Source organism: Streptosporangium sp. H16 (assembly GCF_051918855.1).
Classification (GTDB): Bacteria; Actinomycetota; Actinomycetes; order Streptosporangiales; family Streptosporangiaceae; genus Streptosporangium.
On the sequence record NZ_JBPXMD010000045.1, the window covers coordinates 1 to 24,443 of the forward strand.

Annotated in this window: 26 protein-coding genes; 15 read left to right on the plus strand and 11 right to left on the minus strand. The window is 72.1% G+C overall.

The window, feature by feature from the left end; translation table 11 throughout:
- Positions 1–111 precede the first annotated feature (111 nt).
- The gene (locus ACTOQ2_RS39340; protein WP_440106398.1) at positions 112–756 is read right to left on the minus strand and encodes a class I SAM-dependent methyltransferase; all 645 of its coding nucleotides are present in this window, start codon (positions 754–756) and stop codon (positions 112–114) included.
- A gap of 37 nt (positions 757–793) precedes the next feature.
- Between ACTOQ2_RS39340 and ACTOQ2_RS39345 the strand changes: the two genes are divergently transcribed.
- Positions 794–1,219 (plus strand): MerR family transcriptional regulator, encoded by a 426-nt coding sequence (locus ACTOQ2_RS39345; protein ID WP_440106400.1) that lies wholly within the window; start codon positions 794–796, stop codon positions 1,217–1,219.
- An 83-nt stretch (positions 1,220–1,302) separates the two neighbouring features.
- On the opposite strand, the gene ACTOQ2_RS39350 is transcribed toward ACTOQ2_RS39345, so the two are convergent.
- The 3 genes from ACTOQ2_RS39350 to ACTOQ2_RS39360 all read right to left on the minus strand — a co-directional run bounded on the left by ACTOQ2_RS39350 (position 1,303) and on the right by ACTOQ2_RS39360 (position 4,076).
- Entirely contained in the window at positions 1,303–2,118 is an 816-nt protein-coding gene (locus ACTOQ2_RS39350; RefSeq protein WP_440106402.1) for an isocitrate lyase/PEP mutase family protein, read from the minus strand.
- Complete coding sequence (locus ACTOQ2_RS39355) at positions 2,115–3,017, minus strand: hypothetical protein (RefSeq protein ID WP_440106404.1); 903 nt, start codon at positions 3,015–3,017, stop codon at positions 2,115–2,117. The genes ACTOQ2_RS39350 and ACTOQ2_RS39355 overlap by 4 nt, the downstream gene beginning before the upstream one ends.
- A 354-nt stretch (positions 3,018–3,371) precedes the next feature.
- Complete coding sequence (locus ACTOQ2_RS39360; protein ID WP_440106406.1) at positions 3,372–4,076, minus strand: CTP synthase C-terminal region-related (seleno)protein; 705 nt, start codon at positions 4,074–4,076, stop codon at positions 3,372–3,374.
- 77 nt (positions 4,077–4,153) lie between these two features.
- On the opposite strand from ACTOQ2_RS39360, the gene ACTOQ2_RS39365 reads away from it, so the two are divergent.
- Positions 4,154–5,041 carry a LysR family transcriptional regulator gene (locus tag ACTOQ2_RS39365; protein ID WP_440106408.1) on the plus strand — a complete coding sequence of 296 codons (888 nt, stop codon included), beginning with the start codon at positions 4,154–4,156 and terminating at the stop codon, positions 5,039–5,041.
- Here the strand turns inward: ACTOQ2_RS39365 and ACTOQ2_RS39370 are convergent.
- Complete coding sequence (locus ACTOQ2_RS39370; protein WP_440106410.1) at positions 4,984–6,339, minus strand: serine hydrolase domain-containing protein; 1,356 nt, start codon at positions 6,337–6,339, stop codon at positions 4,984–4,986. The genes ACTOQ2_RS39365 and ACTOQ2_RS39370 overlap by 58 nt on opposite strands.
- A gap of 518 nt (positions 6,340–6,857) precedes the next feature.
- Here ACTOQ2_RS39370 and ACTOQ2_RS39375 point away from each other — a divergent pair.
- On the plus strand, positions 6,858–7,124 hold the full coding sequence (locus ACTOQ2_RS39375; protein ID WP_440106412.1) for a GlsB/YeaQ/YmgE family stress response membrane protein: 267 nt from the start codon (positions 6,858–6,860) through the stop codon (positions 7,122–7,124).
- A 312-nt stretch (positions 7,125–7,436) separates the two neighbouring features.
- Here ACTOQ2_RS39375 and ACTOQ2_RS39380 read toward each other — a convergent pair whose 3' ends face one another.
- The gene (locus ACTOQ2_RS39380) at positions 7,437–7,910 is read right to left on the minus strand and encodes a MarR family winged helix-turn-helix transcriptional regulator (RefSeq protein ID WP_440106414.1); all 474 of its coding nucleotides are present in this window, start codon (positions 7,908–7,910) and stop codon (positions 7,437–7,439) included.
- A 98-nt stretch (positions 7,911–8,008) separates the two neighbouring features.
- Here ACTOQ2_RS39380 and ACTOQ2_RS39385 point away from each other — a divergent pair, with 98 nt between their 5' ends.
- Both ACTOQ2_RS39385 and ACTOQ2_RS39390 read left to right on the plus strand, forming a co-directional pair.
- Positions 8,009–10,762, plus strand: a complete 2,754-nt coding sequence (locus tag ACTOQ2_RS39385) for a helix-turn-helix transcriptional regulator (RefSeq protein WP_440106416.1) — start codon at positions 8,009–8,011, stop codon at positions 10,760–10,762.
- Positions 10,763–10,801: 39 nt separating this feature from the next.
- The gene (locus ACTOQ2_RS39390; protein WP_440106418.1) at positions 10,802–11,272 is read left to right on the plus strand and encodes an SRPBCC family protein; all 471 of its coding nucleotides are present in this window, start codon (positions 10,802–10,804) and stop codon (positions 11,270–11,272) included.
- Positions 11,273–11,448: 176 nt separating this feature from the next.
- Here the strand turns inward: ACTOQ2_RS39390 and ACTOQ2_RS39395 are convergent, their stop codons facing one another.
- Positions 11,449–11,811 (minus strand): nuclear transport factor 2 family protein, encoded by a 363-nt coding sequence (locus tag ACTOQ2_RS39395; RefSeq protein ID WP_440106420.1) that lies wholly within the window; start codon positions 11,809–11,811, stop codon positions 11,449–11,451.
- Between the two features lie 2 nt (positions 11,812–11,813).
- Positions 11,814–12,125: a phenolic acid decarboxylase gene (locus tag ACTOQ2_RS39400; RefSeq protein WP_440106422.1), complete on the minus strand. Its 312-nt coding sequence runs from the start codon at positions 12,123–12,125 to the stop codon at positions 11,814–11,816.
- A 162-nt stretch (positions 12,126–12,287) separates the two neighbouring features.
- Between ACTOQ2_RS39400 and ACTOQ2_RS39405 the strand changes: the two genes are divergently transcribed.
- The 4 genes from ACTOQ2_RS39405 to ACTOQ2_RS39420 all read left to right on the plus strand — a co-directional run bounded on the left by ACTOQ2_RS39405 (position 12,288) and on the right by ACTOQ2_RS39420 (position 15,709).
- A complete protein-coding gene (locus ACTOQ2_RS39405) occupies positions 12,288–13,142 on the plus strand; it encodes an alpha/beta hydrolase (protein WP_440106424.1) in 855 nt (284 codons plus the stop codon).
- Between the two features lie 110 nt (positions 13,143–13,252).
- Entirely contained in the window at positions 13,253–13,963 is a 711-nt protein-coding gene (locus tag ACTOQ2_RS39410) for an alpha/beta fold hydrolase (RefSeq protein WP_440106426.1), read from the plus strand.
- 101 nt (positions 13,964–14,064) lie between these two features.
- Entirely contained in the window at positions 14,065–15,060 is a 996-nt protein-coding gene (locus tag ACTOQ2_RS39415) for a hypothetical protein (protein ID WP_440106428.1), read from the plus strand.
- Position 15,061: 1 nt separating this feature from the next.
- Positions 15,062–15,709: a pyridoxamine 5'-phosphate oxidase family protein gene (locus ACTOQ2_RS39420; protein ID WP_440106430.1), complete on the plus strand. Its 648-nt coding sequence runs from the start codon at positions 15,062–15,064 to the stop codon at positions 15,707–15,709.
- A 220-nt stretch (positions 15,710–15,929) separates the two neighbouring features.
- Here the strand turns inward: ACTOQ2_RS39420 and ACTOQ2_RS39425 are convergent, their stop codons facing one another.
- Complete coding sequence (locus tag ACTOQ2_RS39425; RefSeq protein WP_440066887.1) at positions 15,930–16,553, minus strand: hypothetical protein; 624 nt, start codon at positions 16,551–16,553, stop codon at positions 15,930–15,932.
- A gap of 369 nt (positions 16,554–16,922) precedes the next feature.
- Between ACTOQ2_RS39425 and ACTOQ2_RS39430 the strand changes: the two genes are divergently transcribed.
- The 3 genes from ACTOQ2_RS39430 (at position 16,923) to ACTOQ2_RS39440 (ending at position 20,427) form a co-directional block, all read left to right on the plus strand.
- Positions 16,923–17,372 (plus strand): helix-turn-helix transcriptional regulator, encoded by a 450-nt coding sequence (locus ACTOQ2_RS39430; RefSeq protein ID WP_440106432.1) that lies wholly within the window; start codon positions 16,923–16,925, stop codon positions 17,370–17,372.
- Between the two features lie 5 nt (positions 17,373–17,377).
- The gene (locus tag ACTOQ2_RS39435; RefSeq protein WP_440106434.1) at positions 17,378–17,788 is read left to right on the plus strand and encodes a VOC family protein; all 411 of its coding nucleotides are present in this window, start codon (positions 17,378–17,380) and stop codon (positions 17,786–17,788) included.
- A 248-nt stretch (positions 17,789–18,036) separates the two neighbouring features.
- On the plus strand, positions 18,037–20,427 hold the full coding sequence (locus ACTOQ2_RS39440) for an ATP-binding cassette domain-containing protein (RefSeq protein WP_440106436.1): 2,391 nt from the start codon (positions 18,037–18,039) through the stop codon (positions 20,425–20,427).
- A gap of 96 nt (positions 20,428–20,523) precedes the next feature.
- Here ACTOQ2_RS39440 and ACTOQ2_RS39445 read toward each other — a convergent pair whose 3' ends face one another.
- Complete coding sequence (locus ACTOQ2_RS39445; RefSeq protein WP_440106479.1) at positions 20,524–20,820, minus strand: hypothetical protein; 297 nt, start codon at positions 20,818–20,820, stop codon at positions 20,524–20,526.
- 35 nt (positions 20,821–20,855) lie between these two features.
- Between ACTOQ2_RS39445 and ACTOQ2_RS39450 the strand changes: the two genes are divergently transcribed.
- Entirely contained in the window at positions 20,856–21,290 is a 435-nt protein-coding gene (locus ACTOQ2_RS39450) for a nuclear transport factor 2 family protein (protein WP_440106437.1), read from the plus strand.
- Positions 21,291–21,422: 132 nt separating this feature from the next.
- Here ACTOQ2_RS39450 and ACTOQ2_RS39455 read toward each other — a convergent pair whose 3' ends face one another.
- Entirely contained in the window at positions 21,423–22,067 is a 645-nt protein-coding gene (locus ACTOQ2_RS39455) for a dihydrofolate reductase family protein (protein WP_440106439.1), read from the minus strand.
- A gap of 184 nt (positions 22,068–22,251) precedes the next feature.
- Here ACTOQ2_RS39455 and ACTOQ2_RS39460 point away from each other — a divergent pair, with 184 nt between their 5' ends.
- Both ACTOQ2_RS39460 and ACTOQ2_RS39465 read left to right on the plus strand, forming a co-directional pair.
- On the plus strand, positions 22,252–22,620 hold the full coding sequence (locus ACTOQ2_RS39460) for a YciI family protein (RefSeq protein ID WP_440106441.1): 369 nt from the start codon (positions 22,252–22,254) through the stop codon (positions 22,618–22,620).
- A gap of 7 nt (positions 22,621–22,627) precedes the next feature.
- Positions 22,628–23,944, plus strand: coding sequence for an RNA polymerase sigma factor (locus ACTOQ2_RS39465; protein WP_440106443.1), 1,317 nt, complete (start codon positions 22,628–22,630; stop codon positions 23,942–23,944).
- The last annotated feature ends 499 nt before the right edge of the window (positions 23,945–24,443 follow it).

Here is a 24,443-nt window from a genome sequence, read left to right on the forward strand (position 1 = left end):
GCAGGCACGAGATCACCTTAGACACAGCCGGGCCGGAGCGCGCCGGCACGGCGACCGTCACGACCGGGCGCGTCCGCGAGGACCTGGACGCCGACCGGCATGACCCCGCGATCACCCGGTCGGATCGTCGGCGAGCACACAGGCCACGGGCGGGTCGAGCTCAAGGGTCTCGACCCGGAGACGGGTGAAGCCGGCCTGGGTGAGCATGTCCTGGAGCTCCTGGGCGGCTCGGGCCGTGGTGTCGCGGGTGGCACCGGGGCAGCGGGGCTGGCTGACGAGCGCGATGCGTCCCGCCGGGCGGAGCAGGCGGCGCAGCTCGCGAAGCCGATCCACCGGGTCGGGCCAGAACCCCACGGAGTTGACGGCGAGGATGGCGTCGAGCGGATCGCCGAAACTCGGCAATCGCTCCACGGAGGCGTGCGTGAGGTGCACGCGGCGGGCGCGGACGGCGGCGGCGTTGCGACGGGCGGCCTGGCGGACCATGGCCTGCGAGTGGTCGATGCCGAAGACGTGGCCCCGGGTGGCGCGGCCGGCGAACTCGGCGATGGCGACGCCGGGACCGAAGCCGATCTCGAGCACCCGGTCGGTGGGCTGGACGTCCAGCAACGACACCGCCCAGACGTTGCGCTGCCGGTTGGAGGAGCGATGAGCGAACATCCAGCCGACCGCCCACCCGATGACGCCCCGGGGGTGGTGGGCCTGGCGAACCAGGCTTCTGAGCGCGCGTTGCCTGAGAGATGTGCCTGCTGTCTGCATGATCGCAGTCAACGGCTTCAAGTACGCTTGAAGTCAAATGGATGAGCAGTTGACGATCGGTGAGCTGGCGAGCCGCACGGGTGTCGCCACCTCCGCCCTGCGTTACTGGGAGGAGCTCGGCCTGCTCCCGGCACCGGCCCGGGTCTCAGGCCAACGGCGTTATCCGCCGTCGGCGGTCGAGCTGGTCGGTGTGGTGGTGTTGCTGCGAGATGTCGGTTTCACGTTGCGAGAGGTCAAAGCGTTCGTCGCGTCTCGTTCGCCGGCCGGCGACGGCTGGCGGGAGCTGTGCCGACGCAAGCTCACCGAGCTGGATGAACGGATCGCCCGGACCCAGGTGGCACGTACCGCCATAGCCCATGGCTTGGCCTGCCCGCACGAGGACATCTTCGAGTGCCCCAACTTCACCGGCGGGGTCGCGGCGCTCCTGGCGGGATCTTCCCTCGAAGAGGCTCATCCGCACTGACCTTCCGTCGAGACGGGCGGCCTCACCGCCGGCGTCACCGCCGGCGCGCGAGATCGTCACGGATGACGGCTCAGGACCGGGCGTCAGCGGTGACTCGTTCCAGGTCTGCCGTCGCCGGTGCGCGAGCCGTACCGGTGCAGCGCCTCGACCTGCTCGTAGGAGGGCACATCGCCGGTGAGCGGTTCGCCCTGGGCCACCGCCAGCGCCGTGGTGACGGCCGCGCGCAACGCCGCGCGAAACAGCAGCGACCCGTAACTGAGGCGGGCCACGCCCAGCTCGGCCAGCCGTCGCACCGGCACGCCGGGCTGGACGAGCACGTTCAGCGGCACCCCGGCCCCGCCCACCAGCGCCTCGATGTCCCGTTCGGCGCTCGCGCCCGGCACGAAGACCCCGTCGGCCCCCGCCCCCGCGTAAGCCCTGGCCCTTTCCAGTGCCAGCGCGCGGGCGTCGGGCAGGCCCAGCCAGAACGCGTCGGTACGCGCGTTGAGGAACACCTCCGGAACCCGCCGCTTGACCACCGCGACCAGTTCCGCCTGTGCCGGGACATCGGCCAGGCGGTCACCACGCCCGTCTTCCAGGTTGATCCCCGCCACTCCCAGTCCCGCCAGCTCCGCCACCAGGTCGGCGACCTGTCCTGGCTCCTCGGCGAACCCCGCCTCGATGTCCACCGTCACCGGGATCCCCAGCCTCGTTATCGTCCGGGCCAGCGTCAGCGTCTCCCCCCGCGTCGCCCGTCCGGCGTCCGGCTTGCCCGCCGCGGCGGCCACTCCCAGGCTTGTCGTCCCGATCGCGGCGAATCCCGCCTCCGCCAGGGCCGCCGCGGAGGCGTGATCCCACGCGCAGGGAAGCAGCAGCGGCTCGTCCGCGTGGTGCAGCGCCCTGAACCGCGCGAACGTCATCGGGTCGCCGCCTCGATCGTCCCGGCCGCCAGGGCCAGCGCGACCTGCCTGCCCGGGCAGGCGCGCGGTCCCGCTCCGAACGTCAGGAACTCCGGTTCGGCTCCCGTGCGCGCGAGGTCCGGGCCGCGGGGCGTCTCGGGATCCCGGCCGGCCGCCGCGACGTCGAGCACCACGGTCCTCCCGTCGCCGGGCGCCCTGCGGCGCAGTGTCCGGACCGGAGGATCGTGGCGCAGGGTCTCGTCCAGCAGTTCCCGCGCCGTCCACGCCCCGGCCGTGCGCGGCTCCCCGCCCCCGTCCCCGGAGCCGGCTTCAGCCCCGGTCCCGGCTCCGGCCGCGGACCGTGCCGGTGCGGCGGCCAGAGCACCGCGGACCAGACCGGTCATCGGACCGTACGCCTGGGCGAGCAGTCCCGCCACCACGGCCAGCCGCTCCGGAGCCGGGTCGCCCAGCAGGCGCGAGAGCCGCACCAGCCCCGCGTCGGCCGCGGCGACATCCGTCTCATCGGGTCCGGCCCCAGGCCCTGGCAGGTAGGCCGGGGCGATCGCCGCGACGGCCTCCACGGCCTCCGGCCCGTCCTCGGCCCGCACTCCCAGGGCGACGGCCAGGACCAGCACCGGAACCGGCTCCGGGGGACAGGGGTGATCGCCGGTGTCCCGCGAGGCGAGCCGGAACGCCTCGGCGCGCAGCGCGTCCGGGTCCAGCCCGGCCAGCACCGCCTCTCCCGCGGCCCTGCGCTCGGCGTGCAGGGCTCCCTCGGCGAAGCGGCCGACCGCTCCGCGCAGCCATGCCACGGTCAGCGCGAACGGCGGGCGCGGCACGGGTTCGACGGTGAAGCGGGGGTCGGCCAGCACGGCCCGTATCTCGGCGGGGCGGCTCAGGACCAGCGGATCGGATGTCATCGGTTCTCCCTGGGGTGGAGATCTCCCCCCTTCGGCCGAAGGGGGGAGGCGTGGGACCGCCACGCTCTCCGCCGGGGACGCGCGGTGTGGCGCCCCGTGGCTCGGCGATGTTCGAAGGCTAGGCACCGGACGCTTCGGCACCCGCCGAAGCGTCCGTGCGAGCCGTCCGTGCGAGCCGTCCGTGCGAGCCGTCCGTGCGAGCCGTCCGTGCGAGCCGTCCGTGCGAGCCGTCCGTGCGAGCCGTCCGTGCGAGCCGTCCGTGCGAGCCGTCCGTGCGAGCCGTCCGTGCGAAACGTCCGTGCGAAACGTCGGCGAGCCGCGGCCGGTGGCGTTCCGCTCGGCGTTTCGCGGGGGTCACGCTCGCGCGGACGAGGCGGCGCGGGTGACGCAGGCCGAGGCGAAGGCGGCGATGACCGGGTGCGGGCGGCTGCCGTCTCCGGCCAGTTCCGGCTGGAAGAGGGTGGCCAGGAAGAACGGATGGCCCGGCAGCTCCAGGACCCGTACCAGCCCCGCCTCGTCGTGGCCGGTGAAGCGCAGCCCGCCCGCCTCCAGTACGGGCACGTAGTCGGCGTTGAGCCCGAATGCGCAGGAGTATCTCTCCACGGTTCTCTCGGCGCCGACGATCTTCTCGGCCAGCGATCCCGGCGTCAGCCGGACGGCGTCCTCGTGACCCGCCAGCGAGCACGCCAGTGGCAGCAACAGCAGGTCCTCGGCGCCGGGGTCGTTCTCGGCGTGCGAGACGGGCAGGCCCAGGACGTTGCGGGCGTACTCCAGCAGGGTGTGCTGGAAGCCCCCGCAGGTGCCCAGGAACGGGATGCCGTGCTCGCGGGCGGTGCGGGCGGCGTTCACCGCACCGGCCTCGCTGCGGTACGGGCTGCCGGGCACCATCCAGACGCCGTCGAACCCCTCAAGGCCGGTGGCCTCGGTGGTGGGGACCCAGTAGGCGTCCAGCGCCAGCCCGTCGCGCTCGCACAGCGCCTCCAGCAGTACGGGAATGCGGGCATGGGATCGGACGGACGGTGACTTGTCGCCCACCAGGGCGATCCTCGCGGTGGTCATGCCCCGATCCTGGCGCCGGCCACCGGGTAAGCGCCAACGATGATTCCTGGTGACTCGATAAGCGATACTGATGCACCGTGGATCCGCACCTGCTGCGCACGTTCGTCGCCGTCGCCGACCGGCGGTCCTTCTCCGCCGCCGCCACCGAACTCGGCTACACCCAGTCGGCGGTCTCACAGCAGATCGCCGCGCTGGAGGCCGACCTGGGGCTGGCGCTGCTGCACCGCCGCCCGGTGGCGCCCACCCGGGCGGGGGAGCGCCTGCTGGAACACGCCGGGCCGCTGCTGCTGCGCCACCGGGCCGCCCGCGCGGACGTGCTGCGCGCCGCGGCGGGACCGGCCGGGCGGCCGGCGGTGGCCGCCTCCCCGCTGGCCTGCACCCCGGCGATCGTGCGGAGCCTGCCCCCGGGATGCGGGCTGCGCACCGTCGCCCGCGAGCGCGTCGCCGGGGAGGTCGCCTCGGGCGCGGCCGGTCTCGGCCTGGTCGACGGGATCGCCGCCCCCAGCGACCCGCTGCGGCTACCCGACGTGGGACCGCTGTCAGGCTTCGGGATCGTCGAGGAGGAACTGGTGGTGGTCCTGCCCGACGGCCACCCGCTCTCGCACCGGCGCGGCCTGGACCTGACCGATCTGACCGACGCCCTGTGGCTGCTGGCGCCGGTCGCCGTACCGGTGGAGCGGCTGCGCGAGCTGGCCGGCGGGGGCGGGTTTCGCGCCGCGTTCCGCTACGACGGCGAGGACGTGTGCACGGTGCTGAACCTGGCCGCCGCCGGGCACGGGCTGGTCCTGCTGCCCGCGTCCGTGGCGGTCGGGGCGGCGCGGGGGGTGCCGTTGGTCTCGCCGCGCGTGGTGCACCGGGTGGAGGTCCTCTACGCTGAGGCCACCGGCCCGGCCGCCGTGCTCGCCGCTCAGCTGCGCCAGCCGCCCTCGTCCACCCCGCCGGGCACCTCCGCCTCCGGGTCGTAGGGGGTGCGGGTGAAGACGAAGGTGTTGAGGTCCAGGTGGCTGGGCGTGCCGTCGGGCCTGCGGACCACCCGCAGGGTCTCGCCCGCGTAGTAGCCGTCCAGCCCCAGCCAGGTCCCGTCGGCCTGGGCGGTGAACCGCGAGGCCCGTCCCGTACCGGCGATCGGGTTGAGGGAGATACCGCCCTCGGGCAGCAGCCGCAGCGCGTACGCGCTGGGTCCCCAGTACCACGGGCCGGTCAGTTCCAGCAGGCCGGCGGTGTCGGCGACGGGCTCCCACTCGGCGGGCAGGCGCGGCTCGTGCTCGTCGAGGATCGCCAGCAGGTCGGTCAGCAGGCTCCGGCTGACGCCCGCGGTGGAGTTGGCGGTGAACAGCACGCCGACCTTGTCGGACGGGTCGGCCCACACCGTGGCCAGGAAGCCCGGCATGGAGCCGGTGTGACCGGCCAGCCGGCGACCGCCAGCGCGGGCCAGCTGCAGGCCCAGGCCGTACCCGCCGGTCCAGGCGTCACCGTCGTCGACCGTGGCGGGCTCGCGCATCTCCGCCACGGTGTCCGGGGCGAGCACGCCCCCGGTGTCCCCGGCCACGAACGCCGCCCAGCGGGCGAGGTCGGCGGGGGTGGACCACAGCTGCCCGGCCGGGGCCATGGCGACCGCGTCGTGCTCGGGTTCGGGCAGCAGCACGTCCGCCCAGGGGTGCACGGCGTAGCCGGTGGCGTGCGGCGCGCGCGGCCGCGAGGTGGTGTCGCGCATGCCCAGGGGCAGCAGGATCTCCTCCTGCACGGCCTCGGCCCAGCTCACACCGCGGTGGCGGGCCACCAGCTCGCCCAGCAGGGCGAAGCCCACGTTGGAGTAGTGGAAGCGGCGTCCAGGCCGGTGCTTGGCCGCCTCGGGGCCGAGCCCGGCGACGAGATCGGTGACCGGCATGCCCGGAGTCCGCTCCCACCACGGCCCCGGGGACTCGGCGCTCAGCCCCGAGGTGTGCGACAGCAACTGGGCGACGGTCACCTCGCCGACCCGGAGGTCGGGAATGTGCTTGCCGACCGGGTCGAGCAGGTCCACCTTCCCCTCGTCGCGCAGGCGCATCACCACGGCGGCGACCAGGCTCTTGGTGATCGAGCCGATGCGGTACTGGGTGACGGGGGTGGGGGCGATCCCCTCCACCCGGCCCCGCGCGCCGAACCAGGCGAGCTCTCCGTCGCGCACCACGGCGGCGGTCAGCGAGGGCAGGCGTCCCTGGGCCTGCTCCACCGCGATCCTGCGCAGCAGCGCGCGAGCCGTACTCTCCAGAACCGGGGACATCACATGGCTCCTCATCCGACACGAAACCCAACGCGAAAAGTGTCCCCAGGTTAGTGCCGTCCGGGCCGGGAGAGCATCGGCGGCGACCCGGCGGGGGGTGGGTGAGGGCCGGCCACCGGGTCGCCCGGGTGATCGCCGCGTACCGGCGGTGGCGGCGTCCGTCCGCCGGGACCGGCGGCTCCGCGCGTCGCCGGAGCCCGCTTGAGCGAGATCATCCGGGGGCCGGGCCGGGCCGGACCGGTGCGATCGCACATCGCGCGGCGGCACTGTCATCGACATACCTTGTCAGGACATGTTCGGATGATCCATTTTCGGGAAAGGTGCTGGACAGGCGGTGAACTCCGCCCCGCGGCCGCCTGCGCCGTGTTGGGCCGTTTCCGGGGGAGCGCGCCCCGCGATCGGTTCGATCACCCGATAAAGGCAGGTCATCGGCGTATACGCGATGTCAAGATCATGTCAACAGGGACATCCTAGGCTCGCCGTCGACAGTTGAGACCTGCCCGAACAGGGAGATCACCATGATCACGTTCATTATCAGCGCCATCATCGTCGGTGCGATCACCGGCGGCATCGGCCGGCTGCTGATCCCGGGCCGCCAGGACATCGGGTGGGTTCCCACCATCCTCGCGGGCATCGTGGCCGCCCTCGCCGGCACCGCCATCGCCCACCTGCTGGGCTTCGCGGACAGGGCGTTGCTGACCTTCGTGGTGCAGATCGTCATGGCCGTCATCTGCGTGAGCGTCGTTTCCAACATGCAGGCCAAGAAGAGGGGCAGCAAGGCCTGAACCTCACGGAACGCGGGCCGGGAGGCCCGCCTCCGAGCGTGGACGACGCGGGTCACCACGCCGCACGAGGAGGGTTCCCGCCCTCACGGGGTCGTGGGGACCTGCGAGGAGTCCGGAACCGATCAGCGCCGACCGGCGCGAGTCGGAACCGGACTCTCGGCGTATCCGCGGGTGGCCACTTTGCAATTTAATCCACTTTAATGATAGTAATTTTTTTTGACTATATGACTGAGACGATCACGAGCCATGTCGTCACGGACCTGCGGTCAGGTCTCGCCGATGCCGACCTTGGACTTTGTCACGGACCGCTGATCAGTCCTCGCCGACGGAGCGGAGGTGGCTGCGCTGGTGCTCGGTGATGTCGGTGAGCATGCGCTTGAACTCGTCGTAGCTCTCTTGCCCGAGGCGCCGCGCGTGCCGCTGCTGGATGGCGGTCATGATGGCGTCGGCGGCGCGCATCTGGGACAGGCCGCGTTCGGTGGGACAGATCAGCTTCGCCCGGCGGTCGCTTGGATCGGGCCGTCGCTCGACGTAACCCAGAGCCTCCAGCTCGTCGATCAGCACCCCGACGATCTGCTTGGACTGGCCCGACAGCCGCGACAGTTCGGTGGCCCGGACGCCGTCCGGGTCCAGGTACGCGAGCACGGCGCCGTGCCGGTGCCTGAGGTCGTCGAACCCCTGCCCGGCGAGCGTGACGAAGAGTTCGTGTTGCACCGCGAACAGGAGCCGTCCGGACAGCACGCCGAGGTCGGGGTCCGTCGCGTTGCGCTCCGCCCGGGTGACCATCCGCCGCACTCCTGTCCTGGCCGACCTTGCCGTCAAGACCTTATCGACCTGCTCGGATGGTACGTACCGAGCTCGCCGCTTTTCTGGAGGATCAGGCAGTGGAATTGATCGGCCGAGAAGAGGACGTCAGCTCGATCCGGGCTTTCTTCGACGGCGCCGGGGTGCGCGGCGGCGCGCTGCTCGTCGTCGGTGAGGCCGGAGTCGGCAAGACCGCGTTACTCGACGAGTTCGCGGCCGGCGAAGCGAAACGCGGCGTCCGCGTCCTGCGGGCCGCCGGCGTGCAGTTCGAGGCGGAGATCAACTACTCCACGCTCAACCAGCTGCTGTTCCCGCTCGGCGACGAGATGGCTTCGCTCGGTCCCGACCACCGCACCGCGCTGCGCTGCGCGCTCGGCTTCGAGATCGGTCCGGTACCGGACCGGCTCGTCGTGGCGAACGCGGCGTTGCTGTGGCTGCGAGCCGTCGCGGCCGAGACGCCGATCCTGGTCCTCGTCGACGACCTGCACTGGGTGGACCGGGCCAGCGCGGAGGTGCTCGGCTTCGTCGCCCGCCGCCTGGTCGGCAGCCCGATCGTCTTCCTGGTGGCCTGCCGGTCGGGTGAGCGCGGCTTCTTCCGTGACAGCGGGCTGACCGAACTGGTCCTCTCGCCGCTGCCGGCTCCGGCGGCGCGAACCCTGGTGGACCGCCGCTTCCCGGAGCTCGCGCCGGCGGTGCGGCGGCGGCTGCTCACCGAGGCCGCGGGTAACCCGCTGGCGCTGCTGGAACTGCCGTCCGCGCTGGACGGCGACCAGCGAGCGGACTTCACCACGTTGCCCGACGTCCTGCCGCTGTCCGAGCGGCTGCAGGCGATGTACACCGCCCGGGTGCGAGGCCTGCCGGAGCGGTGCCGGCTGATGATGCTGCTCGGCGCGCTCGGCGGCACCACCGGCCTGGCCCGCCTGCGGACGGCCGGCGGCGCCGCCTGCGACCTCGACGACCTGGCCCCGGCGGAGGAGGACCGGCTGGTGCGGCTGAACGCGCACCGGCTGACGTTCCGGCACCCGCTGGTCGGGGCGGCGGTGGTCGAGGCGTCCACGGAACGGGAACGGCGCTGGGCGCACGGCGCGCTCGCGGAGGCCGTCGACGCCCCGGAGCGTCGCGTCCGGCACCTCGCCGAGTCGGCGGTGGGGCCCGACGAGGAGATCGCCGCCCAGCTCGAGGCCACGGCGCAGGTCCTGCTTCGGCAGGGCGACGCGCTCGCCGCGGTCACCACGCTGACCCGGGCCGCGGAGCTCAGCCCCGAACCGGCCGGCCGGAGCCGACGGCTCGCCGCGGCGGCCTACATCGGCGCGGACGCCGGCGGGGAACTGGTGACCGCGAGCCGGCTGCTGGGCGACGCGCGGCGCGGCGGATCCCTGGAGATCCACTCGCTGCCCGCGGCGGCCGCGACCGCGCACCTGCTGATCAACTCCGACGGAGACGTGACCACCGCGCATCGGCTGCTGGCCGGCGCGATCGAGGCCGGCGACCACGGCTTCGCCGCGGCTGACGCCGACCTCGTCGAAGCCCTGCTCAACCTGCTGCTGATCAGCTGGTACGTGGGCACCGAACAGGCCTGGCACACCTTCCACGACCTGGTCGGCCGGCTGACGCCGGAACCGCCGCCGCTGCTGCGGGTGAACGCGGCCGTGTTCTCCGACCCCGCGCGGGCCACCGCTGACGACGTCGCCGCCCTCGACGCGCTGATCGACACCGTCGGCACCGGCGAGGACCCCACCCGCCTCATCCGCATCGGCACCGCCGCGGTCTTCGCCGACCGCCTTCCTCGGCTGCGCGACCCGGAACGGCATCTCGCCCAGACGCGCCGGGACGGCAAGGGTCCGGCCCGCCGCCACCTCGGCGCACTCATGCACCTGGGCCTCGACGGCTTCGCCGCGGGCCGCTGGGACGAGGCGCGGAAGATGGCCGACGAAGGCCTCGCCGTCTGCGCCGAACACGGGTTCCGCTTCTTCCACTGGTACTTCCACTACATTCACGCGCTCGTGGCGGCGGGGTCCGGAGAGGTCGAGGCGGCCCGGCGGCTGACCGACGAGATGAACCGGTGGGCCATCGCCCACCAGGCCACCGGGGTCACGTACTTCGCGGCGCAGGCCCGGGCGCTCGCCGAGATCGGCGCGGGCGAGCACGAGGCGGCCTACCAGAACGCGGCGCGGGTCAGCCCGCCGGGCCGGCTCGCGCCCTACCGGCCGACCGCGCTGTGGGCCGGCCTGGACCTCGTCGAAGCCGGCCTGCACACCGGGCGCCGGGCCGAGGCGGCGGCGCACGCGGTCGCGCTGAGCGAGGCGGGCCTGGGCACGTTGTCGCCGCGTCTGTGCCTGCTGAGCACCGCGGCGGCCGCCTTGACGGCGGACGACGAGACGGTACGTGACCTGTTCGAGGCGGCGCTGTCCGTACGGGATCCGGAGCAGTGGCCCTTCGACGTGGCCCGGGTACGCCTGGCCTACGGCGAACGCCTGCGCCGGCTGCGCGACACCGGCGCGGCCCGTGAGCAGCTCGCCCTGGCGCACGAGGCCCTGGCGGCGCTGGGCGCCGTTCCGTGGCGGGACCGTGCCGCCAACGAGCTGCGGGCGACCGGGCTGACCCGGCGTTCGGGCCCGGACGCCCGGTCGCCGTTGACGCCGCAGGAGCGTGAGATCGCCGAGCTGGCGGGCGCCGGGCTGACCAACAAGCAGATCGGGCAGAAGCTGTTCATCTCGCACCGGACGGTCAGCGACCACCTGTACAAGATCTTCCCCAAGCTGGGCATCACGTCGCGGGCCGCGCTCCGGGACGCGCTCAACGCCCATGACCGGTCGGACAAGACAGTCATGTGACGGGTGCTGGGCGCGGCGGCGCGCGCGACCCTGGAAGGCATGAGCGCAGAACCGAACCCCGGCGTCCACTGGCCCCCAGGCTGGGGCCCGGACCGCTGTGACAGCTTCGTCAGCCACGAACGCCGCGTGGCGGCCCCGGCCGCCGCCGTTTTCGCCCACCTGGTCGCCGTCGAGAGGTGGCCGAGCTGGCAGCGGGAGGTCGAGCGCACGGAGGTCTCCGGCGAGCTCGCCGTCGGCGGCCGCTTCGTGGTCGTGGCACCACCGCACATGCTGGACGGGATCGTCGGCGAGCTGGTCCGCCCGACCCGCTTCGGCTGGGCCGCGGTGAGCGACGAGCTGAGCTTCTACCAGTCGTGGCTCCTGCTGGAGGAGCCGGACGGCGGCACGCTGGCGATCTTCGAGGAGGCGTCCCGCGGACCGGCGGCGTTGTTGCGGGCGGCCGGACGGGCCGAGCTGGCGCGCAGCTGGGTGGACGCCCTGGCGCCGGTCGAGGGGGAGTGGCTCGGCTGAGTTCATCGCGCCGTGTGCCGGTGACCGGGTGGCCCGGTCGCCGGCTTTCGGCGTGCCACCAGGTGATCGGCACCACGGTGACCTGTGCGGGCACCTCGCGCCGTCGACCGCGCTCACGCCCTCACGCCTTGAGGGGCCCGAACGGATGTCCGAGCCCCTCATTCGCGCGTCATGCCTCACACCATCGCGTTGCCGCTGACCGTCTTGTCCGCCGGGACGTACGGTTGCACCACGTCCCAGTGCTCGACGATGCGGCCGTTCTCGAAGCGGAAGATGTCCACGATCGCCGCGTCCCCCTCCGGGATCCAGCCGCTCACCCGGCTGTGCGCGATCACGTAGTCGCCGTCCTCGAAGATGCGTTCCGGGTTCCAGCCGAAGCCTTCGAGCGACGGCACCGCCGCGCGCAGCCCGTCGAGGCCGTTTGGCAGGTTCGGGCTGTGCTGCACGTACGGCTCGGCCCAGTAGCGATCCAGCGCCGTCACGTCCTTGTCCTCGAACAGCTCGCGCATGGCGGTGCGGAGGATCTCCTTGTTCGACATCGTCAGACCTCCGTGAAAGTGCCGGCCAGGCGGTAGAGCCGCCCGTCGAGGGTCACGGTCGAATGCACGATGGAGTGCTCCAGGTCCTCCACGTGGACCACGGTCGCGCCGGTGGCCTCCTGCCAGGACACCAGGTAGACCCGCGGGCGGATCTCGACGATCTCCACCTCGACGGTCTCGGTGTGACCGTCGGCCACCATCGCGGCGCCCGACGTGACCACGAAGGTCATCTTCGAATCCGTGTCGTAGGTCAGCTTCACCTTCAGCCGGCCGAGGTCGGCGGCGAATGTCCGGCCGACGAGTTCTGGGGTCATCCCTTGCTCCTTGCTGTGCGTCGCGTTCATGGTGACGAGAACCATCGTCGCGACGAGGCCGCCGGGCAACGCCTGTCAGATGACTGTGACCGTGACGGTCACCGGCTGCCGGTATCGTCCGGTGGCGTATTCACGGATCGCGCGTTTTCGGAGGTGAGGGCCATGGTGGACACGCCGGTCGTCCTGCTGCACGGCTTCTACCACGGAGCATGGGCATGGACCGAGGTGATCGCCGAGCTGGCCGCGCGCGGGTGTGCGGCGGTCGCGGTCGACATGGCGGCGCACGGGCTCAACGCCGTGTCGCCGGCCGCGGCGGGCCGTCGCCCGTTCGACCCGGTCCTCTTCGCCGCCGAACCGTCCCCGGTGGCGAAGGTGGGACTCGACGCCGCCGCCGACCTGCTGATCGCCCAGCTGAAGCGGGTGGGCGGCGGGAAACCGGTTTCCGTGGTCGCGCACAGCATGGGCGGCGCGGTGCTGAGCAGGGCGGCGGAACGGGCACCCGCGCTCGTGGCGCACATGGTGTACCTGGCGGCGTACATGCCGGCCTCGGACACGCCGTGCCTCGCCTACCCGTCGTTGCCGGAGGGAAGTGACAACCGGTTCATGCGGTTGCTGGTCGGCGATCCGGGAAGCACCGGCGCGCTGCGGATCGACCCCCGCAGCCCCGATCCCGCGATCCGGGCGGCCATCCGTGAGGCGTTCCACGGTGACGTCGACGAGGCGAAGGCGGCGGCCGCGACGGCTCTGCTGAGTTGTGACGCGCCGTTGGCCATGGTGGTGGAGAGCACCGTGCTCACCGAGGCGGGCTGGGGTTCGCTTCCCCGGACGTACGTCGTGTGTACCGAGGACCGCACCATTCCGGCGCCGTTGCAGCGGCTCTTCGTCGCGCAGGCCGACGCGGCGTTCCCGGCGAACCCCACCGGCGTCGTCGAACTCACCGCCTCGCACTCGGCTTTCCTGTCCGTTCCCGGCCGCGTCGCCGAGATCATCGCGGAGCTGCCGCCGGCGCGGCGATGACTGGCCGGCGGTGACCGTCTGGACGACGGTCATCTGACAGGTGCTGTCCACGGGCGTCCTGCCGACCATGGTTTCCGTCAGCACGAACGAGAGACCTTTCGGAGGAAGCCATGACCACGAACAAGAAGCCGACCATCGTCCTGGTGCACGGGGCGTTCGCGGAGTCGGGCGGCTGGGGCCCGGTCGCCGAGCGGCTGCAGGCCGCCGGGCACCAGGTCATCGCGGCGCCCAACCCGCTGCGCTCGGTGGCTCACGACGCGGCGCAGGTGCGTGCGCTGGTGGACACGATCGAGGGCCCGGTCGTCCTGGTCGGGCACTCCTACGGCGGGATGGTGATCAGCAAGGCCGCCGCCGGAGCCGAGAACGTCTCCGCCCTGGTCTACATCGCGGCGTTCGCTCCGGAGGCGGGCGAGAGCGGAGCGAGCCTGGCAGGGAAGTTCCCCGGCAGCACCCTTGCCGAGACGCTGCGGCCGGTGCCGCTGCCGGACGGCAACCAGGACATGTACGTCGCGCAGGAGCTCTACCGAAACCAGTTCGCGGCCGACGTGCCCGAGGAGACGACGCGGGTGATGGCCGCGACCCAGCGGCCGATCACCGCCGCCGCGCTGAACGAAGCCGCCGAGGGCCCGCAGGCGTGGACGGAGCTGCCCGGCTTCTTCCTGATCGCCGAGGCGGACAAGAACATCCCGGCCGCCGTGCACCACTTCATGGCCGAGCGCGCCGGCGGCGAGGTCGTCAGCATCGCGGGCGCCTCCCACGCGGTGTTCGCCTCCCACCCGGACGAGGTCGCCGGCCTCGTCCTGCGGGCCGCCAACGTCTGAGCGCCACCCGGAGACCACCACCTCACCCGACACGGCACCGCCGCCGGCGGTGCCGTCGGCCCGGTCCGCGTCACCCGCGGCCGCCGCCCCCGGAGGACATCATGACCAGCACCCTCATCCATCGCCACGCACCGGCCGAAGCGCCCGCCCCCCGACCGGCGCCGGAGAGGCTTCCGCTGACCACGCTCGCCGTCGGCTTCGGCCTCGCCGGTCTCGCCGAGGCGTGGAGCAAAGCCGGCCCGGCGCTCGCCCTGCCACGCGCGGTTCCGCAGGTGTTCTGGGCTGTGGCGGCGATCGCCTGGGGCTGGCTGCTCGCCGCGCACCTCGTCCGGGGCGCCCGAAGCGGGCAACGCCTGAGCGGTCAGCTCCGGCATCCGGCGCAGGGGCCCCTCGCGGCACTGGCCCCGGTCACCGCGATGCTACTCGCCGCCGACCTCTTCACCTTCTCGCCCGGCGCCGGGCGGGCGCTGTTCCTGCTCGCTCTGATCGTCTCGGCGCTCCTCGCGGCCTGGTTGTTCGGCTCGTGGTTCGAGGGGCGCCTCGATCTCGACGCCGTGCATCCCGGCTACCTGCTGCCGACCGTCGCGCCGGGGCTGGTCGGTGCCGACGTGGCTCACACACTCGGCCATGGCGGCCTCGCGTGGGCGCTGTTCGGCGTCGGGACCTTCTTCGCCGTCGTCATGACGGCGATCGTCGTCCTGCGCCTGATGTTCCGCGCCGCCCTCCCGGACGCGCTGCTGCCCAGCCTCGCGATCCTGCCGGCCCCGCCGGCGGTCGCGGGCCTGGCCTGGTTCTCCCTGAACGGGCATGCCGCGGACCCCGTCGCCCAGGCGATCGCCGGCCTCGGCGTGCTGCTCCTGCTGGTGCAGGCCGCCATGCTGCCGCGCTACCGGAGGCTCCGCTTCTCCCTCGGCTTCTGGTCGTTCACGTTCCCGTCGGCCGCCGCGGTGGCGCTGGCCGGGGAGTGGCTCCAGATCGCCCAGCCCCCCGGGTGGCAGGTGATCACCGGCGTCCTCGTGGCCGTTCTCACCGCCTTCGTCGCGGTCATCGCCGGCCACTCCCTGCGGCTGGGCGCCCGCCGTCCGGGGAGGGCGTGACATGCCGCACCGCTATCTGGCCGAGTTGACCACGCCGTCGGTCGAGGCCGCGCAGAAGGAGTACGGCAGCCACAGCGCCATGCGGCGCATGATGGCAGGCCTGCACACCGACGGCGTGCTCGGCGAGGAGGAAGCCGAGTTCATCGGCGAGCGTGACGGGTTCTACCTCGGTACCGTCGGCGAGACCGGGTGGCCCTACGTCCAGTATCGCGGGGGTCCACCCGGTTTCCTGAGGGTGCTCGGCACCGAGAACGGCGCGAGCGTGCTCGGTTGGGCCGACTTCCGCGGCAACCGGCAGTACGTTTCTGCCGGCAACCTCAAGGCGTCGAATCGTGTCTCGCTGTTCCTCATGGACTACGTCCACCGGCAACGGCTGAAGATCCTGGGCGAGGCCCGTACCGTCGACGCCCGCGAGGAAGGGGCCGCCCAGCTCCTGGAACAGGTCGCCCTGCCCGGTTACCGCGCACGCGTCGAGCGGGTCATCACCGTGCGGGTGATCGGCTACGACTGGAACTGCCCCCAGCACATCACCCCGCGCTGGACGCAGGCCGAGCTGAAGCCCGCGCTGGAACGGCTCCAGAAGGAGGTCGAAGACCTGCGCGAGGAGAACCGCCGCCTGCGGGAACGACTCGTCATCCCGAAGAACTGAAATGCCGGGCAGGAGATCGCGCTCGCGGCGGTGCGGGAGCTGTTCGAGGAGGAGGGCCTTACGGTCCTGGACCGCCACGGGGCCGGCCCGCACCCGCGGCACGACCCGAAACCGCCCCACGGCACGGACGGTCCGCGCAAGGCGGTCCCGGCGTCGCGGGGGTCCGGCCGGCGGCGGAGCGGCTCGCCACTCCCACCGCCGGCCGGTCGGGGTCGCGTCCTCAGCGACGGACGAGCTCGCGTCCGAGATCCTCACGGAGGTGCACCTCGATGAACACCCGCAGGTAGCGATCGCCTGCCAGGTCGTCGAAGGCGGCGGCCAGGGACGGGTCAGGCCCGTCGGTCAGGTGGACGATGCGCCAGAGGTTGAGCGGGTCGTCCTCCGGACCGGTCACGGAGTGTTCGACATGGAAGACCGGCTGCCCGGTCCCGGCGGTGAGGACGCGGCCGTCGGGCGCCTCGAAGCGCTCGGCGCCGATGAAGAACGCGCGCCGGTCCCGGTGATCGAGACGGACGTGCTCGATGACCGTCGTGTACCGGTCAGGGTGGGCCCACAGCCGCTGCACCGACACCCTGGTGAAGTCCTCGAACCGGCCGTGGCGCACGCTCGGGAACTTCTCGGCGCTGCCTGCTCTCACGGCTGTCGGGATGTACTTGTCCGGTGCCGCGGCCTTGCGGACCTCCATGTCCCACAGCTGCGCGCCGGTGTAGGCGAACGGTGGCCGCGTGTCGTAGCGGTCGCGCAGCACGTCGTTCACCCGTATCGGTGGCAGCTCCACCGACGTGGTGCCCGGCGCCTGCCACGCCTGCTCGAAGATCGATTCGTGGTCGAGCGTCTCGGTCATCTCTTCCCCTGGCCGCAACTAGTAAAAATTCAGGATAGTCAATATTTATGACTAATGTTCGCCAGTGTACGGCTGCGGGACGTGTGCGCCGACTGCGAGACCGAACCTGCCGAGTTCAAGCGGCGCCGAGAGCGTGAGGGACCTCGTCGCGGTCATCATCGGGCGCCCGCCGACGTCCGGGACCTTGCCCGCTTTCACGCTTCGCCGCGACAGGCGCGCAGCTCACGGCGCGCCCGGTGACGGTCGCGGCGGCACCGTGATCACCTCCGACTTCGCGCGCGACGTATCGGGACCCGAGGCGACGACGTCGCTCGGAGAAACCGATTGCGAGGTCACCGGGCGATTGCGGGGCGACATACGATTGTGCGGGTGACCAGCAGACCCGTCCCGGCGCAGCGCCTTCGTGACCTCGCACGGCTGCGCCGCGTCCGCGACCGGATCGACCGGGAGTACGCGCAGCCGCTGGACGTCGAGGCGCTCGCCCGCGGCGCGCACATGTCGGCCGGGCACCTCAGCCGCGAGTTCCGGCTCGCCTACGGAGAGTCGCCGTACGGCTACCTCATGACGCGGCGCATCGAGCGCGCGATGGCGCTGCTGCGCCGTGGCGACCTCAGCGTCACCGAGGTCTGTTTCGCGGTCGGCTGCTCGTCGCTGGGCACCTTCAGCACCCGCTTCACCGAACTGGTCGGCATGCCGCCCAGCACCTACCGGCGCCAGGCGGCGAGCGCGACGGCGGGGATGCCGCCGTGCGTGGCGAAACGGGTGACCAGACCCGTCAGGAATCGAGAAGCGCCGGCCCCCGCGCCGCGCCTAACGTGATCGCCATGGACATCACCATTCACGCCACCTTCCTCCCGCACGACGATCCGGATATCTCGCTGGCCTTCTACCGTGACGTTCTCGGCTTCGAGGTCCGCGACGACGTGGGGTACGAGGGGATGCGCTGGATCACGGTCGGCCCCGCCGGCCAGCCCGGCACGTCCATCGTCCTGGAGCCACCGGCCGCCGACCCCGGCGTCACCGACGACGAGCGCCGCACCATCGCCGAGATGATGGCCAAGGGCACCTACGCCGGCATCACCCTGGCCACCGCCGACCTCGACGGCACCTTCGCGCGGCTGCGGGCCGGCGGCGCCGAGATCGTCCAGGAGCCGACCGAGCAGCCGTACGGCGTTCGCGACTGCGCCGTCCGCGACCCCGCGGGCAACCTGCTCCGCATCAACGAGCTCCGCTGACCCCTCCGGCGACCACGGCCGAGGCCTCCGGGTGGCCGGCGCCTCGGCGGGCGGTGCGCCGTGCCGCGGTTCCGCCGCCCTTCGGCCGGGACGGCGAGGTGCCGCCGATGGCCACGCCGCACCGCCGGCCCCGCCTCCACCGGACCGACAAGGAAAAACCAGACGTACCGCTCGAAGCTGGTTAGATCGAGCCAGGCGACGCCGGCGGAGTCCGCGAAGGCGGCCCCCTATACATATATGGAGACACGATGAACATGGCTGCCAGGACGGATACGCCGTCGCCCGCGCCGCACGATGCCGACAGCCACGACCTGATCCGCGTGCACGGCGCGCGCGGGAACAACCTCAAGGACGTCAGCGTCGAGATCCCGAAGCGTCGGCTCACGGTGTTCACCGGCGTCTCCGGCTCGGGCAAGAGCTCGCTGGTGTTCGGCACGATCGCCGCGGAGTCGCAGCGGCTGATCAACGAGACCTACAGCACCTTCGTGCAGGGCTTCATGCCGACGCTGGCGCGGCCCGAGGTCGACGTGCTCGAAGGGCTGACGACCGCGATCATCGTCGACCAGCAGCGGATGGGTGCCAACATCCGCTCCACGGTCGGCACCGCCACCGACGCCAACGCGATGCTGCGCATCCTCTTCAGCCGGCTCGGGCAGCCGCACATCGGCTCGCCCAACGCGTTCTCCTTCAACGTCCCCACGGTCCGGGCGAGCGGTGCGATCACGGTCGAACGCGGCGCCCGCAAGACCGAGAAGGCGACCTTCACCCGCGTCGGCGGCATGTGCACGCGCTGCGAGGGCCAGGGAGCGGTCTCCGACATCGACCTCACCCAGCTCTACGACGACTCCAAGTCGCTCGCCGAGGGCGCGTTCACCATCCCCGGCTGGAAGTCCGACAGCTTCTGGACCGTGCGGGTCTACGCCGAGTCGGGTTTCGTCGACCCGGACAAGCCGATCCGCAAGTACACCAAGAAGGAGCTCCACGATTTCCTCTACAAGGAGCCGGTCAAGGTGAAGGTCGACGGCGTCAACCTCACCTACGAGGGGCTGATCCCGAAGATCCAGAAGTCGTTCCTGTCCAAGGACCGGGAGGCGATGCAGCCGCACATCCGGGCGTTCGTGGACCGGGCCGTCACCTTCACCACCTGCCCCGAGTGTGAGGGCACCCGGCTCAGCGAGGAGGCCCGGTCGTCGCGGATCGGCGGGATCAACATCGCCGACGCGTGTGCGATGCAGATCAGCGACCTGGCCGGATGGGTCGGAGACCTCGCCGAGCCGTCGGTGGCGCCGCTGCTCGCCGCGCTGCGGCACACCCTCGACTCGTTCGTGGAGATCGGGCTGGGCTACCTCTCGCTCGACCGTTCCTCGGGCACGCTGTCGGGCGGCGAGGCGCAGCGCGTCAAGATGATCCGCCATCTCGGCTCCTCGCTCACCGACGTCACCTACGTCTTCGACGAGCCCACCGTCGGCCTGCACCCCCACGACATCCAGCGGATGAACAACCTGCTGCTGCGGCTGCGGGACAAGGGCAACACGGTGCTCGTCGTGGAGCACAAGCCGGAGACGATCGTGATCGCCGACCACGTCGTCGACCTCGGCCCCGGCGCCGGTACGGCGGGCGGCACCGTCTGCTTCGAGGGAACCGTGGAGGGGCTGCGGGCCAGCGGCACCATCACCGGCCGCCATTTCGACGACCGGGCCACCCTCAAGGAGACGGTGCGAAAGCCCACCGGCGCGCTGGAGATCCGCGGCGCGACGGCGCACAACCTGCGCGACGTCGACGTCGACATCCCGCTCGGGGTGCTCGTCGTCGTCACCGGCGTCGCCGGCTCCGGCAAGAGCTCGCTCGTGCACGGGTCGGTCCCCGCGGGCGCGGGGGTGGTGTCGGTCGACCAGGGGGCGATCCGCGGCTCGCGACGGAGCAACCCGGCGACGTACACCGGACTGCTCGAGCCGATCCGCAAGGCGTTCGCGAAGGCCAACGGCGTGAAGCCGGCGCTGTTCAGCGCCAACTCCGAGGGCGCCTGCCCCAGCTGCAACGGCGCCGGCGTCATCTACACCGACCTGGGAATGATGGCCGGCGTCGCCACCACCTGCGAGGAGTGCGAGGGCAGGCGGTTCCAGGCATCGGTGCTGGACCACCACCTCGGTGGCCGCGACATCAGCGAGGTGCTCGCGATGTCGGTGACCGAGGCCGAGGAGTTCTTCGGCGCCGGCGAGGCGCGCATACCGGCCGCGCACGCCATCCTCGGCCGGCTCGCCGACGTCGGGCTCGGCTACCTCAGCCTCGGCCAGCCGCTCACCACGCTGTCCGGCGGCGAGCGGCAGCGGCTCAAGCTGGCCACCCACATGGCCGAGAAGGGCGGCGTCTACGTCCTCGACGAGCCGACCAGCGGCCTGCACCTCGCCGACGTCGAGCAGCTGCTCGGCCTGCTCGACCGGCTCGTCGACTCCGGCAAGTCGGTGATCGTCATCGAGCACCACCAGGCGGTCATGGCGCACGCCGACTGGATCATCGACCTCGGTCCCGGCGCCGGCCACGACGGCGGCCGGATCGTCTTCGAGGGCACCCCCGCCGACCTCGTCGCAGCCCGCTCCACCATCACCGGCGAGCACCTCGCGGCCTACGTCGGCGCCTGACCGGGCAGCCGCAGGAGGTGCGCGACCGCGCCTTCCCCGGTCCCGCGGGCAACCGCGGGATCGGGAATTGCCTGGAGGGCGACGTGGCGCAGGTACTCACCGCCGGGCATGAGCGATTCGCCTCTCCCGCAGGATCGCCGCGCTCCGGTGGCACCAGTCCCGGTTGCCCCGCTCGAAGGCGAGGCCGCGCAGGCAGGTCAGGTAGGAGCCGACGCGTTCACCGTGGCGCAGGAAATCCTCCTCGCTCCTGTCGCCGCGCATCTGCCGCAGCAGCCCGCCGAACAGTTCGATCTTGGCGTCGGCGAAGGCGGCTCGCTCCATGAGCTGGGCGACCACCTCGTCGGTGTCGAGGTGGTCGGCGGCCTGGACCTTGACGAGAAGGTCGTCAAGGATTGATTAATCACTTTATTGAGTATTGAGGTGCAGTCATGACCACCGCAGACCGCTTCCGGGCCGCCGTCGAGAACCGCGACCTCACCGCGCTGGGCGCCCTGCTCACCGACGACGTCCGCCTGTACAGCCCGGTGAAGTTCACCCCCTTCGAGGGCAGACCCATGGTCGTGGGGCTCCTCGGTGTCCTGCTGCGCATCTTCGAGGACGACTTCCGCTACATCGGGCACTTCGACGGCACCGCGCAGACCAGCACCGACGGCACCGAGGCCCCGTCGGCCGTCCTGCTGTTCCGGGCCACCGTGCACGGCAAGCAGATCCACGGCATGGACCTCCTCCAGTTCGACCGGGCCGGCCTGATCAAGGAGCTCACGGTGATGGTCCGCCCGCAGTCCGCGGTCCAGGTCCTGGGGGAGGCGGTCCTCGCCGGTCTCGTCGCCGACGGCCTCGTCCCGGTCCCGGCCGACCGCTGAGGCGCCCGCGGTCCCGGAACCGCCACGACGGCCGACGACCTGCCCGTGCCGGGGTCGACGGGCAGGTACGCGCTCATCGCGGCAGGTGCGTGCGATCGTGCGGGGGCGGTGATCACCATTAATCACCGTTGGTCACCGTCTCCAGAACAGGAGGTGGGTGACTCCGCTGGGGCTCGGTACCGTCTCGAGGTGGAAGCGGTCGAGCAGGTCGGTGTGGCTGTCCCACAGCCGTTCGCCCCGGCCGAGGTCGACGGGCGCGACGGCGATGTGCATCACGTCGACCAGGTCGGCCCGGATGAACTCGCGGATGGTGGCGACCCCGCCGCCGAGGCGCACGTCCCGGCCGCCTGCGGCCTGCTTCGCGCGTGCCAGCGCCTCGGCCGGTGTCGCGTCGAGGAAGTGGAAGGTGGTGTCGGCCAGGGTGAAGGACGGGCGTTCGTGGTGGGTGAGCACGAAGACCGGCGTGTGGAACGGCGGGATGTCTCCCCACCACCCCTGCCACTCGTGGTTCTCCCAGGGGCCGCGCTGGGGGCCGAATTTGTTACGCCCCATGATCTCCGCCCCTATGCCGCTGGTGTGGGCGCGGGTCAGGTAGTCGTCCAGGCCGCGGGTGCCTCCGGGGTCGGTGCGATTCACCCAGCCGGCGGTGGCGCTCGCCCAGGACCACAGGGGGGTGGGGTCCGCGTGGCCGAAGGGCCGCTCCAGGCTCTGCCCCTCACCGGTGCCGAACCCGTCCTGCGACACGTTGAAGCATTGCACCCTCAACAGCTGCGACATGCGTCCTCCTTCGGGAGCCGGCAAGTACCTTCTGATGGAACGCCCAGGTCAGGCGCCTCTTTCTGGAGGTAGTCGAAACAGCGGGGAGATTCTTGCGGTCCGGTACCGCAAGAATGCGGCACCGGCGCCGACTCCATGGTGAACGGCGCCTCAGGGGCGCCGCCCGGCCGTCGAAGGAGACGACGTGAAATTCTTGTTGATCATGCACAACAACCCGCGGATCTGGGACGCGCTGACCGAGGAGGAGCGCGACGAGGTGATGAGGGGCCACGGCGCGTTCATGGAGACCGTCAGGAGGTCCGGGGAGATGATCAGCACCGTCGCGCTGGCCGACCCGTCGCGGAGCGCCGTGGTCCAGGTCCGGGGCGGCGTCCCGGCGGTGACGGACGGGCCCTACCTCGAGGCCAAGGAGTACCTGGGCGGCTACTACCTGGTGGAGTGCGAGAACAGGGAACGTGCCCTGGAGCTGGCCGCGCTCATTCCGGACGCCGGCGTCGAGGGCCTGGGCATCGAGGTGCGGCCGGTGGTCCACGCGGGCACGGCGGACGGCTGAGCACGCGGTGAGGTTACTGCTGAGTCTCCACCTGGACGCGGCGGACCCGCCGGGGGAGGGGCTTGACCATGAGGAGTTCCTGGCCGCGTCCGAAGGCCTCGGGGACCTGCTGCGCGAGCTGGCGCCGCGGGTCCTCGGCGTGCTCCTGCACCGCTACGGCGGGTTCGAGGAGTGCGAGGACGCGGTGCAGGAGGCGTTGCTCGCGGCCGCGACGCGGTGGCCCGCCGAGGGCGTCCCGGAAAGCCCGCGGTCCTGGCTGGTGACCGTCGCCTCCCGCCGCCTGATCGACCAGGTACGCAGCGAGCAGGCCCGCCGCCGCAGGGAGGCCGCCGCGGCGGTGCGGGAGGCGCCGGACGCCGGCCTCGCGCCGGCCCCCGGCGACGAAAGCCCTCTCGACCACGACGACACCCTCACGCTGCTGTTCCTGTGCTGCCATCCGGCGCTGACGCCCGCCTCCCAGGTGGCGCTCACGCTGCGCGCCGTCGGCGGCCTCACCACCGCCGAGGTGGCGCGGGCGTTCCTCATGCCGGAGGCCACCATGGCGCCGCGGATCAGCCGCGCCAAGCAACGGATCAAGGCCGTCGGCGCCTCGTTCGAGACGCCGGGCGCCCAGGAGTGGGCCGGACGGCTGGACGCCGTCCTGCACGTGCTCTATCTGATCTTCAACGAGGGCTACACCGCCGGCTCCGGACCCGACCTGCACCGCGGCGAGCTCACCACGGAGGCGATCCGGCTCACCCGGATGGTGCACCGGTCCCTGCCGGACGACGGCGAGGTCGCCGGGCTCTTGTCGCTGATGCTGCTGACCGACGCCCGCCGAGCCGCCCGCACCGGCCCGGACGGCGCCCTCGTGCCGCTGGCCGAGCAGGACCGGAGCCGGTGGGACGCCGCCATGATCGAGGAGGGCACCGCGCTGGTCACCGGCGCCATGTCCGCCTCGGCCCTCGGTCCTTACCAGCTCCAGGCGGCGATCGCCGCGCTGCACGTCCAGGCGCAGCGAGCCGGGGACACCGACTGGGAACAGATCCGCATCCTGTACGCGATCCTCACCCGGATCGCGCCGAACCCGATGGCCACGCTCAACCACGCCGTCGCGGTCGCGATGACCCGCGGGCCCCGGGCCGGGCTCGAACTGCTGGAAAACCTGGACGGCGACCCCCGGATCACCCGTCACCACCGCCTCCACGCCGTGCGCGCCCACCTGCAGGAACTTGCCGGCGAGCACGCCGCCGCGCGAGAGAACTACCGGCTGGCGGCCCGGCGTACCACGAGCCTTCCCGAACAGCGCTACCTACGGGACAGGGCGGGCAGGCTGGACCGGTGACGGCCGGCGTACGTGGGCCGCCCAGAGCCAGGTGGTGCCGAGCCAGGCGGTCGCCGCGGCAAGGTGGGATGGTCGCCTTGAGCGCATGGATTCGACGTTGGGCAAATCATCGCCAAGATTTGAATTCATCCTCGGTTAGCCTTCGAGATTCCTGGAAATCATGGCCGGATAATCCCAATTCGCCTGGCCAGGACCCGCCCCGGGGCGAGCCGCCTCGGCACGGCAGTGCCTTCGCGCACGCCTACGTGCGCGAAGGCACTGCGCGCGACCGGCTCGGTGGCGAGCCGGTGCGTTACCTGACCAAGGCGAGAGCCGGGTCGCGCCGCCGGGCGCCCACCACGTGTTCGCGGAGTGACGGATCTTCGCCATCGTCCCGTCCTCGGCGCGAGACGACCGTATGACGCCTTCACCGGCGAGCCGCGCCTGGTCACGTGCCGATCCCCGCCGGTGGGCCGGGGCTCGTCTCAGCCGACAGCGGAACCGACCGGAAAGGACGAAA